The organism is Flavobacterium sp. AJR (genome assembly GCF_002156885.1).
Classification (GTDB): domain Bacteria; phylum Bacteroidota; class Bacteroidia; order Flavobacteriales; family Flavobacteriaceae; genus Flavobacterium.
In genome coordinates, this window is the sequence record NZ_NCWQ01000055.1 from 1 (window position 1) to 12,624 (window position 12,624).

At 33.1% G+C, this 12,624-nt stretch carries 11 protein-coding genes; 5 read left to right on the forward strand and 6 right to left on the reverse strand.

Going from position 1 to position 12,624, the window contains the following annotated elements:
- Nucleotides 1-162: 162 nt before the first annotated feature.
- The 4 genes from B8T70_RS14705 (at nt 163) to hflX (ending at nt 6,752) form a co-directional block, all read left to right on the forward strand.
- Nucleotides 163-3,000: a carboxypeptidase-like regulatory domain-containing protein gene (locus tag B8T70_RS14705; protein ID WP_086895329.1), complete on the forward strand. Its 2,838-nt coding sequence runs from the start codon at nt 163-165 to the stop codon at nt 2,998-3,000.
- Nucleotides 3,001-3,019: 19 nt separating this feature from the next.
- The gene (locus B8T70_RS14710; RefSeq protein ID WP_086895370.1) at nt 3,020-4,372 is read left to right on the forward strand and encodes a DUF5689 domain-containing protein; all 1,353 of its coding nucleotides are present in this window, start codon (nt 3,020-3,022) and stop codon (nt 4,370-4,372) included.
- Between the two features lie 127 nt (nt 4,373-4,499).
- The gene (locus B8T70_RS14715) at nt 4,500-5,408 is read left to right on the forward strand and encodes a hypothetical protein (RefSeq protein WP_242667488.1); all 909 of its coding nucleotides are present in this window, start codon (nt 4,500-4,502) and stop codon (nt 5,406-5,408) included.
- A gap of 108 nt (nt 5,409-5,516) precedes the next feature.
- Nucleotides 5,517-6,752, forward strand: coding sequence for a GTPase HflX (gene hflX, locus B8T70_RS14720; RefSeq protein WP_039113593.1), 1,236 nt, complete (start codon nt 5,517-5,519; stop codon nt 6,750-6,752).
- Between the two features lie 40 nt (nt 6,753-6,792).
- Here the strand turns inward: hflX and B8T70_RS14725 are convergent, their stop codons facing one another.
- From B8T70_RS14725 to B8T70_RS14750, 6 genes are all read right to left on the reverse strand, one after another.
- Entirely contained in the window at nt 6,793-7,725 is a 933-nt protein-coding gene (locus tag B8T70_RS14725) for a DUF3078 domain-containing protein (protein ID WP_039113594.1), read from the reverse strand.
- Nucleotides 7,726-7,806: 81 nt separating this feature from the next.
- Nucleotides 7,807-8,316 carry a DUF2480 family protein gene (locus tag B8T70_RS14730; protein ID WP_086895331.1) on the reverse strand — a complete coding sequence of 170 codons (510 nt, stop codon included), beginning with the start codon at nt 8,314-8,316 and terminating at the stop codon, nt 7,807-7,809.
- Nucleotides 8,317-8,389: 73 nt separating this feature from the next.
- Nucleotides 8,390-8,713, reverse strand: a complete 324-nt coding sequence (locus B8T70_RS14735) for an SUF system Fe-S cluster assembly protein (protein WP_039113842.1) — start codon at nt 8,711-8,713, stop codon at nt 8,390-8,392.
- 222 nt (nt 8,714-8,935) lie between these two features.
- Nucleotides 8,936-9,361 (reverse strand): SufE family protein, encoded by a 426-nt coding sequence (locus B8T70_RS14740; RefSeq protein ID WP_039113598.1) that lies wholly within the window; start codon nt 9,359-9,361, stop codon nt 8,936-8,938.
- Nucleotide 9,362: 1 nt separating this feature from the next.
- Entirely contained in the window at nt 9,363-9,716 is a 354-nt protein-coding gene (locus tag B8T70_RS14745; RefSeq protein WP_242667489.1) for a hypothetical protein, read from the reverse strand.
- Nucleotides 9,717-9,799: 83 nt separating this feature from the next.
- Complete coding sequence (locus tag B8T70_RS14750) at nt 9,800-11,014, reverse strand: aminotransferase class V-fold PLP-dependent enzyme (RefSeq protein ID WP_086895332.1); 1,215 nt, start codon at nt 11,012-11,014, stop codon at nt 9,800-9,802.
- A 221-nt stretch (nt 11,015-11,235) separates the two neighbouring features.
- Between B8T70_RS14750 and B8T70_RS14755 the strand changes: the two genes are divergently transcribed.
- Nucleotides 11,236-12,579, forward strand: a complete 1,344-nt coding sequence (locus B8T70_RS14755) for a serine hydrolase (RefSeq protein ID WP_086895371.1) — start codon at nt 11,236-11,238, stop codon at nt 12,577-12,579.
- Nucleotides 12,580-12,624 lie beyond the last annotated feature (45 nt).

Genomic DNA, 12,624 nt, shown 5'->3' on the forward strand with positions numbered 1-12,624 from the left:
ATACCACATGTTTTTATTAAAGCACTATTCCAAAAATAGATTTTTTTCTTGATTGCTCTATAACTTGAAAGTTCATTCTTTTGAGTTGTAGTGCTTTCGGAAATTCTTTCTTCAACGCCATTTTTCGATAATATATTTTAAAATCTTAAAAATAAAATGTTTATGAAAAGTTGGATGGCGGTATTCTTATTTATCTCTCAAGTAGCGATTTCTTTCGCGCAAAGCGAAACCGGTTTTTTAGGAAAAATTATCGATTCCAGAACACAGAAGCCGTTGCAATATGTTGTGGTTAGTATTCAAAATTCTTCAACCATGCAATTAACAGATAGTGATGGTACATTTAAATTAGTTTTATTATCCGAAGGAGATCAATTGTTATTACTGCACAGTCAAGGATACAAAGATTTGCTTTTTCCTGTAAAGGTCGTTTCTGGACAAATGACAGATTTAGGAGTTTTGATTTTAGAAGAAGACAATCAAATTGGTTCACAAGCTATTCTGATTTCTTTATCCGAGAGTGATTTGACAGATGATAATAGTACATCCGAGAATACTTCGGGACTTTTGCAATCATCACGTGATGCATTCTTACAGGCATCGGCTTTTAATTGGGGACAAGCACGTTTTAGGATGCGAGGCTTAGATAGTGAGCATGCTAAGATGACGATTAATGGTGTCGAAATGAACAAAATGTATGATGGCAGACCACAATGGGGAAATTGGGGAGGGTTGAATGATGCTACCAGAAATCAAGAGTTTTCTGTTGGGACGGCAACATCAGATTATACATTTGGAGGAATTTTAGGCACGCAACAAATTAATACCCGAGCTTCGATATACCGACCAACTTCCCGAATTACATTTTCGGGTAGTAATACCAATTATAGTTTGCGAGCAATGGCAACTTACGCTACAGGATTAATGCCTTCTGGATGGGCTTTTGTAGTTTCAGCAGGGAAACGCTGGGCAAACGAAGGTTATTTTGAAGGAACAAATTACGATGCCGATTCTTTCTTTATGAGCATCGAAAAGAAATTAAGTGATAGTCATTCGCTCAATTTCACAGGATTTTATACACCAAATTCAAGAGGGAAAAATTCACCAAATACAAACGAAGTAACACAACTTACCAACGAACAATATAATTCGTATTGGGGTTGGCAAGATGGTAAGAAAAGAAATGCACGACTAAAAACAGTTGAAGAACCCGTTTTAATGCTGAATCATTTTTTTAAGATAGATGATAAAACAACTTTAAATTCCAGTATAACATATCAGTTCGGGAAAATCAGCAATAGTAATATCGATTATCAAAATGCCGATAGTCCAGATCCTACCTATTATCGTAAGTTACCAAGTTATTATAGTTCGCTTTATGCAAAAGACCAAGGAGAATACCCAGGCGATTTTACTCCCGATTATGAAAATGCAGAGATAAACAGAACTCATTTCTTAACAAATCCTCAAATAAATTGGGATGAATTATATCGATCAAATCGAACTATTACAACCGACTCAAAAGGAATCGTAAATGGTTATGTACCCGCTCAGAGTCATTACGTTTTGTATGAAGACAGAACTGATGATAAAACAATATCTTTTAACTCTACTATAAACTCTCAATTAACGGAGAATATAATTTTTAATGGCGGAATTGCTTTTAGAAATTTAAAATCACATAATTATCAGTTTCTCACGGATTTATTGGGAGGATCGTATTTTGTAGATATTGATTTGTTTTATAAAGGTGATCAATCGCAATCGGATTTGCAGCATCCAAATCGTCAAGTAGGAGTAGGAGATACGTATGGATATAACTATAATTATCTGGCAAATACAGTTGACGTTTTTACGCAGTTTAAATTCTCTTATCGCAAAGTCGATTTTTATCTTGCTCAGGCCTTCTCAAGTGCTACTTATCAAAGAGATGGTTTATATCAAAACGGAATCTATGCTACAAATTCTTTTGGCAAAAGTGAGAAAGTGAATTTTGAGAATTTTGCTTTTAAGGGAGGATTAACATATAAAATGTCAGGAAAACAATGGTTGTTTTTTAATGGAGCGCATTTAACCAAAGCGCCTACAATAAGAAATACATTTCCCAACGCTCGACTTAATAATGGTATAGTCGACGGAATAGAAAGTATGAACATTAGTAGTCTTGAAGGAAACTACATATATCATTCGCCTAAACTAAAAACCAGATTTACGGGATATTATAGTTTGATAAAGAATGCAACGCAAACTTCCTTTTTCTATGCCGAAGGAATTTTTGATGATGGTGCTGGATATGATAATACAAATGCATTTGTAAGCCAGACATTAACACATTTAAACAAAAAGAATATTGGAGCTGAGTTAAGTTTTGAATATCAAATCCTACCTACTTTTAAAACCACTTTGTCTGCAGCATACGGGCAATATACGTATGATAGTAACCCGAATGTAACAATTACAAATGATGCTCAGGCATCTTTAAAAAATAGTAATCCTGTTTATAATTTCGGAACTGCGGCACTAAAAAATTATAAACAACCAGGAATGCCACAACAAGCCTATTCATTTGGGATAGAATATCGTAATCCTAGATATTGGTGGCTTGGTACCAATATAAATTACCTCACAAATTCTTATATAGACGTATCTCCAATTTCCAGAACAGCGCAGTTTTATATTAACCCTAAGAGTGGTTTTCCTTTTCCTGAAGCCTCAGCAGAAAGAACCAGGGTATTATTGAAGCAAGAAAAGTTTAATCCGATTTCATTATTAAATATCACAGGAGGAAAATCATGGCGTATTCGCAGAAAGAATATTTCTCTTTTTGCAAGTGTAAATAATGTGCTGAATACGATCTATAAAACGGGTGGTTTTGAACAAGCAAGGAATGCAAATTTCCGTCGATTAGATCAGCAAGCTTCGAGCGGAACCCCATCATTTGCGCCAAAGTATTTTTATGGATACGGAAGAACCTATTTCGGAAACCTGGCAATTAATTTATAAATATATAAACGTATTTAATATGAAGAATAAATATAACTCTTCGGTTTTTTTAGTAATTGTGATGCTTACTTTTTTTGGTTGTGCAGGAGAAGAAACGGCAATTCCAGAGCTTACTTGTAACCAGCCTAATTTAAAAGTAAACAAGACAGTGTCTGATGTTTATAATGCTGCCAATCCTGTTGCGGCTAAATATCTATATGATGATATTATAGAGGGATATGTCGTTTCTAGTGATGAATCGGGTAATTTTTTTAAAACAATATCTTTTCAAACCATACCTACAAATGGCGTTGCACAAGGATATAGTATAGGGTTTGACGCGACAAACTCCTATATCGATTATAGAATAGGGAGTAAGGTATTCATAAAATTAAAAAACCAATTTACCGATGTTAATTATGGCGGAATGCGAATTGGGAGTTTGTATGTTAATGCCTATGGAGAAGCAACAGTTGGAAGAATTGCGCAAAATGAGTATAAAAATGTATTGAATACTTCTTGCGCTGTAATTGATGAAAGCAAGTTAGTTCGTTCACTTTCGATGGCTGAATTATTAAATGATAATAACATAAATACATTAGTGCAATTATCTGATGTTCAATTTGCCGATGCAGCATTAGGTCGCCATTATTTTGAAGAAGCAAATAATGTAGGAGGTGCTACCAACTGGAATTTGCGCGATAAAGCGGGTAATCAAGTTATTTTTAGAACTAGTAGTTATGCCGATTTCGCAACCAGTTTAGTGCCAAAAGGAAGTGGAACAGTTCGAGGAATATTGACAAAATATGGTACAGATTATCAAATAATGGTACGTTCAGAAAAAGATGTAGTAATGGAGGGGAAGAGAACTATTCCGTTTTTCTCAGAAGATTTTCAATCAGTCAAGCATAATGTGAATTTTAGTCTGCCGGGTTGGAGTAATATTGTTGAAAAAGCAACCAAATTATGGAAAAGTATTGTTTACGCAGGTAATGGTTACGCCGAGTTCAATACGACAAGTACAACAGCAGCCGAAAACGTTGCTTGGTTGGTTTCTCCTAAAATCAACACAACAGATTATAAAAACGCGGTACTGTCTTTTAGAAGTGCACAACATGATTTAAAAGTGGATTCTCCGTTGAATGCTTTAGAAGTTTACGTGTCAACTAATTTTGATGGTTCGAATATCGCTAAGGCTAAATGGATAAAATTAACTGCAAAAGTTGCCTCGTTATCAACTCCTACGCGACAGTTTATAAGTTCAGGAGGAATAGATTTATCTGCTTATTCAGGAAATATTCATATTGCATTTAAATATATTGGGTCAGGTAAAGACAAAACACTTAACGGAGCTTTTATGGTAGACGATGTTGTAATTGTAGGAGATAAGTAAGGATTTATATTTTGAGTACTATTTGTAAAATAATATAAATCGCTGGTATTCAATTGATAAATAAAAACTTGTTTTAAGGATTTGTTATATCACTTAGTTTTTTAGAAGTAAAAACAGTATTTTTTCGATGATTTTTGTATTTTGGTCATCCCAAATCGATATAAATACCATGATGAAAAACTACTTCATTGCCATTTTTATGATGGCTTTTCCATGTTTGATCCACAGTCAAGATCAAGAAAATCAAGTTAAGTTAAAACAAATTAATGTCGTAAAGACTAATTACCGCGATTTAAAAAGTGGTGAAATTGAAAACAAAACGGTTCTGTTTAAGGATGGTAAACTTTTGTCAATTAAAACATCCGATGTTGTGCAAAGTTTTTTTTATAATCCAAAAGGATTGCTAGACATGACTGTAAAAGAAAGAATAGGTAGCAACTGGAAAGAGGTTGTAAATTATAGTTATGACAAAGAAGACAGAATCACCAAATTCTTAAAAAAATATGATGAAAACGGTGAGACGGTAACCAAGACAGTAACGATGACTTACGAAGGTGCCAGAATAAAAGCTATTACCAAAAAAAGCAATATTCATACTGTAATTGAGGATATTGAATATGTGGTTGAAAATGGACTTATCATCAGACGTTCTTCCAGAGATAGAAATCAACAAATTTTTAATAAGATCGAATATGTGTATTCTAATGATAATGTTATAAGACACAAAGGAGTACTTGGAGAAAAAATGTTTAATAATTTTACTTTCGATGACAAAAAATCGGTTGATTTATTAATCGTGCAGAATTTATTTGGACCAAACTATAAAGTAATTGTACCATTAATCTCTTTTCATGAAGAAGAGTTTGACTTTGAGTCTATCTCATATAATAATGAATTAGCATTTATTCCATCATCTACAAATTACACTGGAGTTACCGGAAAATATAAGTATAATGCTTCGAATTATCCAATATCATCTTCATTTTTAGAGCAAAATGGTATTGTTAAAATTGATAAAACTTACATTTACGAGTAAGAATAATTACTGAATAGCAATTGAAGTCTTTGGTTTTGTATTATAAAAAAAGACTTCAATTGGCTTTAGTACCTTGCAAATCACTAAATTTGTAGCTTATTTAAAGTTATGTTAGAAAAAGAAGTACTAAATTTTGAAAAAACAGCCATTGTTGGGATTGTAACTCAAAATCAAAGTGAAGAAAAGTTAAATGAATATCTGGACGAGTTAGAGTTTTTGACTTTTACTGCAGGCGGAGAAGTTATAAAACGCTTTACGCAAAAAATGGAACGTCCAAATCCTAAAACTTTTGTTGGAACAGGTAAAATAGACGAAATCAATCTTTTTGTAAAAGAACATGGTATTTCGACTCTAGTATTTGATGATGAATTATCACCATCGCAACAAAAGAATATATCCAAAATTATAGATTGTAAAATCCTTGATAGAACGCATCTTATCCTGGATATTTTTGCTCAAAGAGCCGAAACATCTTATGCGAGAACACAAGTAGAACTTGCACAATGCCAGTATTTATTGCCTAGACTTTCGGGTATGTGGACACACTTGGAACGCCAAAAAGGTGGTATCGGAATGCGTGGACCTGGAGAAACGGAAATCGAGACAGACAGACGTATCGTTCGTGACCGAATTGCATTATTGAAAGAGAAAATAAAAACTATCGATAAGCAAATGGGTGTGCAACGTAGTAATCGCGGTGCAATGGTTCGTGTGGCTTTGGTAGGATATACCAATGTTGGAAAATCGACATTGATGAACGCAGTTGGTAAAAGTGATGTTTTTGTAGAAAACAAATTGTTTGCTACTTTGGACACAACAGTTCGTAAGGTAGTTATCAAAAACTTACCTTTTTTACTTTCGGATACGGTAGGGTTTATTCGTAAATTACCAACTCAATTAGTAGATTCTTTTAAGAGTACACTAGATGAGGTTCGCGAAGCCGATTTGTTATTGCATATTGTAGATATTTCTCATGCTGATTTTGAAGATCATATCGAATCGGTAAATCAAACCTTGTTAGATATTAAGGCTAATGACAAGCCAGTTATTATGGTTTTTAATAAGATAGATGCTTACAAACATTTAACAATCGATGAAGATGATTTAATTACCGAAAAAACACCAAGACATTATACGCTTGAAGAGTGGAAGACTACTTGGATGCACCGTTTAGGAGAGCAAAATGCTTTGTTTATTTCGGCTACCAATAAAGAAAACTTCGAAGAGTTTAGAGAGCGAGTTTATGAAGCTGTTAGACAAATTCATATTACCCGATTCCCATACAATAAGTTTTTGTATCCAGATTATAAGGATGCAATCGAGAAAGAAGAAGACGAAGATTAAAAAAAAGCGCTTACAATTTGTAAGCGCTTTTTTTTATGTTTTAAAATAAGTAGTTGATTCCTAAACCAAATACTTCTCTGGTTTGAAATCCTTGAAAAGCATTGTCGTCATAAATCGCTTGAAAAGATAAATTGGTCGACAAGAATTTATTAATTTTCATTACAATGTTTAATGAATAATCGATGTCTACATTCTGAGGATCCTCTAAGTAATTAGAATATAAGTTTAAGATGTTTTCGGCAGAAACATTTGTCATAATATTAAGTTTATAATACGCCGAAGCATAGAAACCTAACTCGTAACGCATCGTTTTGTTCGCTTTAACGCCAAAATAAGATTCATCTACATATCCAACTTCAGAAGTGTATAACTTGTCTACAAAGGTCATTTTTGAGGTTACTGGTGCGAAGTTTAGTTTTAGATTGTCATCTTTCTTCCAGAAAATACCTGGACCAAAAGTAAGATAACCCGGAGACATGAAATTCGTGTTCTCAGTTCTTATTTCAGCACCATTTGCATCTTGTCCGTAAACATATCCTTTGGTAAACTGAGTTCTGAAATTACCAAAAAAGGAGTAATACCAATTTCCGAATGCCCTTTTTCCGTAAATAGAATTAATCTCTAAACGGTCATCTGTTTTTTTCTCAAAATCAGAATTCTCTGTTTGCAAGATACCATAAGAAGCCAGGATTTTATTGTCCCAACTGATGTCATCTTTCTTGTAGTTGATGTTGTAATTAAGTCCTAAGTTTCCTGATACATTATTTTCACCACCAGCAATCCAGTTATTAAAATTAGATTGGTTAAAAAGGAATGAGATATTCCCTGTGCTTTTCCATCCATTTCCTGTTGTATCGGATATGAATTTTACTGCTTTTTCTGTGTTTTTTACTAATTCTTTTTCAGTGTTCTGTGCCTCAACAAACGTTAAGCTTGTTAGGAAGATAAAAAGGAGTTGAAGAAGATTTTTCATATGATCCTGTTTAAAAGTTGATTTAAACAAATATACTAAAAACCTTGAAGTTGTTAAAACTTACTCAATTTTATTTGTAATTTATTTCTTATTTTCTTTATATAAAGGCACGGCAGAGCACGCTTCGCCATACATGATACTTCTGGCAAAAGGTTGTAAATAGTGTGCCGCCAAGATGTAAGCACGTGTAGGGACAGGTTTTTTAGAACATCCTTTTATAATAACAGGTTTGCTTTTATATGTAGTATAATCCAGCTCGCGCAAGATTTCTTCATACAAACTAGCATCTAGATCTTCTAATGTGCCATCAACAATTTTTTTAGCAAATGGAGCTAATTGCACAGCAACCAAAATTGAAGCCCAAGCGGGAACTATCGCATCTGTGCTGCAATTAATTGCTACATAAGCATCTTGGTATTGTGACCAATTGTGGTTTTTAAGGTGTTCGCGAAAGTCTTTTTCTTTTAATAGAAAACCTTCCAGAAGCCATTGCGAAATATCAATTTGCGCACGTAATCCTTTTGGATAATAATCCTCTAGGTCAAAAACTTCCAAAGCACTATTGGCAACTTTATTGATTATTTCTTCCATTTCTTTTAGTTTTCAGTTTCAGTCCTCAGTCACAGTTAAATACTGTAAACTGAGACTGAAAACCGTTTACTTTTTAAAGCATTCCTAATTCTAATTTAGCTTCTTCGCTCATTAACTCTTTGCTCCAAGGCGGATCAAAAGTAATCTCTACTTCAGCATCTTTTACATTGTCGATAGATTTTACTTTCTCTTCAACTTCTCTTGGTAAACTTTCGGCTACTGGGCAGTTTGGAGATGTAAGTGTCATTAAGATTTTTACTTCGTAATCAGTATTTACCATTACATCATAAATTAATCCTAACTCATATATATCTACAGGAATTTCAGGATCGTATATTGTTTTTAAGATTTTTACGATTGATTCTCCTAATTCGTTAGTGTCTATTTCGTGTTCCATTTTTTTGTATTTGTTTTTTCACCGTATAAGTGATGTAAGTTCATTTTAAACAGCAAGCTTATTTTTTCTCACCATTAAGATATTAAGAAAATTAAGTTTTGCTTCTTTATGAAATTTAATGTTTTGATGTTTTAGTTATTTTATAGTAAGATGATTAAGTTTATTTCTTAATGAAACTTAATTTCTTAATGGTTCAAATCAAAAACATTATGTTTTATTAATTTAATTTTTGTTTTTTGAGTCGAATGCCAAAGCGTACATTTTGATATTTTTAATCATCGAAACTAAACCGTTTGCACGTGTTGCAGATAAATGCTCTTTTAGTCCAATTGCATCAATAAAATCAACATCTGCTTTTAAGATATCTTCTGCTTTCTGATTTGAGAAAGCTCTAATTAAGATTGCAATGATTCCTTTGGTTAAAATAGCATCACTATCAGCAGTAAAAACAATTTTATCATCATTCTGTTCGCCTTGTAACCAAACTTTCGATTGGCAGCCTTTAATTAGATTTTCATCTGTTTTATATTCTTCTTTTATTAACGGAAGATTTTTGCCTAGTTCGATAATGTATTCATAACGTTGCATCCAATCGTCGAACATGGAGAACTCGTCGACTATTTCGTCTTGTATTTCTTTTATTGTCATGTTATTCTTGCGTAAAAGCAACTAATAAAGTTACTAATTTTTCTATTTCTGTTGGCGGAAAACCATCGTCAAATCCTTTAGTTTCATAGGTCTTTCCGTTTTGTGTTATTTTTAAATTTGCAATGGCAGCTCCATCATGAAAACGTTTTTCGGTAGGTGCTTTTAAATTTGGAATTGCCTCTAAATTTATTTTTTTAAATTCAGAAGTAATTTTCGCCCATTGCATTCCATTGATTTTGTTGGTAGCAGATTCTTCACCTCTGCTTTTTGTGATAGTAACCATTTGGTCTTTTACCACAACCTTCAGATAATAACCTCGCGACATAGCCGAATATTCTATCTGTGTTGTACTCATATCCGTATTCTTTTGGCTAGTACAGCTGTTTCCTATAAAAATTGTCAGAAGTAAAAAAGATAGTATTTTCATATGTCGTGTTGTTAAGATAGCATTGTTTTAGCTTTTTTCACTGCTTCGACCATTAAATCAATTTCTTCTTTTGTATTATAAAAAGAGAAAGATGCTCTAACAGTTCCCGGAATTTCAAAGTAATTCATAATCGGTTGAGTACAGTGATGTCCTGTTCGTACTGCAATTCCTAATTTATCAATTATCGAACCAATATCATATGGGTGAATTCCGTCGATATTAAATGAGATAACCGAAGCTTTTTCTTTACCAGTACCATAAATTCTTAAACCTTCAATTTCAAGTAATTGTTTTGTAGCATGAGCTAATAATTCATTTTCTTGTTGTTGAATATTCTCAAAACCTACGCTATTCATGTAATCTACCGCAGTTCCTAAAACAATTCCGCCAGCAATATTTGGCGTTCCGGCTTCAAATTTATGAGGAAGATCAGCATAAGTAGTTTTTTCGAAAGTAACTTCTTTAATCATTTCACCACCACCTTGATAAGGAGGTAATTTATTTAGCCAACTTTCTTTACCATATAAAATTCCAGTTCCTGTTGGTCCACACATTTTATGTCCTGAAAAAGCATAAAAGTCACAATCTAAATCCTGAACATCAGGTTTTAAATGTGGAACGGCTTGTGCACCATCTATTAGAACTGCTGCGCCAACTGCATGGGCTTTCTCAATCATATGTTTTATCGGATTGATTGTTCCCAATGCATTCGAAATATGATTTACAGTTACAATCTTAGTCTTATCCGATAATAAAGATTCGTATGCAGTGATGTCAAGTTCTCCAGACTGAGTCATCGGAATCACTTTAAGAATAGCACCAGTTTTCTCACACAACATTTGCCAAGGCACAATATTACTGTGATGCTCTAACGCCGAAACCAGTACTTCATCTCCAGGTTTTAATATAGAAGCAAAACCATTTGCGACTAAATTAATTCCGTGAGTTGTTCCCGAAGTAAATAGTACTTCGTGCAAAAGTTTGGCATTAATATGATGTTGGATTTTTACTCTTGAAATTTCGTAAGCATCGGTTGCTAACTGGCTCAAAGTGTGTACTCCACGGTGTATGTTTGCATTAATTTCTTGGTAATATTTTGAAATTGCATCAATCACAACTTGTGGTTTTTGTGATGTTGCTCCGTTATCAAAGTATACCAAAGGTTTCTCGTTTACTTTTTGTGAAAGTATCGGAAACTCAGCTCTTATTTTATGAATATCTAGCATATCTTATTTAGAAAAATTCTACATACAAAAGTACTAAAACAAAATTGTTTTAAGTAGCAATTGCTAAATTTCCTTTTCTGGTTTTAGATAATCACATTAAATACAATGTTGTCTTGCTAATTTGATATTTTTTAGAGGTTTGTATTTGATTTTGAATGGATTCAAAGTTAATTTGTGAAGAAATTATAATTATATTGCAGTGTAAATTAACCTGTACAATTATGAAAAAAATCTTAAAACTACTTGTTCTTCTTCTGGTTATCATTGTTATTTATTTCAGATTTACTACTTATCCCAAACTCGATTTGATTTCTGGCTTTACTTCAAAAAGTATTGCATCATGTCATTTTATCGATAATCGTTCGCTGGAATCTATAGAAAAAGGAGATAATGATATTCCTTTACTCGACTTGGCTACAAGTAAAATTAATGAAGAAGGGAAATTTGCTACATCAAATGTTTACGGATTAAAAGAACGTAAAGCAATTTACCGTGAAGGCATCGGCGCTACATTAATTAATGATAATTTTGATGTATCTAAACCATATGAAGTTCCTAAAAGAACGAAGTTGGTGAATAATTTACCATTCCCTTATGGGAATAATGAACCGAAAGATACCTTGTTTTCTAATATAGATTATGCAAAATTAAATAAAGCTGTTGCAAACGCTTTTGATATTTCAGGAGGAAAAACGAAAAGAACACGATCAGTTTTGGTTTTGTATAAAGATAAATTGATTACTGAAAAATACGAGTCAGGTTTTACTAAAAACAGTAAATTACTTGGTTGGTCTATGACTAAAAGTATTACTGGAACTATGTTTGGAGTTCTGCAAAAGCAAAAAAAGTTTGATATTTATAAACCAGCTCCCATAGCCGAATGGCAAAATGATGGGCGTAAAGTTATTACAACCAACGATTTGCTTCATATGAACTCGGGCTTAGAATGGGTTGAGAATTACAATACAATTTGTGATGCTACTATTATGCTTTTTGAATCTGAAGATATGGCAAAAGTACAGTTAGAAAAACCAGCTTTGTTTAAGCCTAATACACACTGGAATTATTCTTCGGGAACTAGCAATTTGCTATCGGCTATTTTGAGAAAACAATTTAAGACACATCAGGAATATCTGGATTTTTGGTATTCGGCTTTAATAGATAAAATCGGAATGAACTCTGCAGTTATCGAAACGGATATGGTTGGGAATTATGTAGGTTCGTCATATGCTTGGGCTACAACAAGAGATTGGTCGAAATTAGGTTTGTTATATTTGCATAAAGGAAACTGGAATGGAGAGCAAATTCTTGACGAAAGTTGGGTGAAATATGTATCTACACCTACCAATACATCAAATGGTGATTACGGGGCTCAATTTTGGTTAAATGCCGGTGGAAAGTATAAAGATGCACCACGAGATATGTTTTACTGTAGCGGTTTTCAAGGTCAGAAAGTATTTATTATTCCATCTTTGGATTTAGTAATAGTAAGAATGGGCTTGACAGATGATCTCGAATTTGATTTTAATGTATTTTTGAAGGAGGTAGTTTCTGCCATTAAATAAAAAATTAACCGCAAAGTTCGCAAAGTAAAAGAAATCACAAAGGGC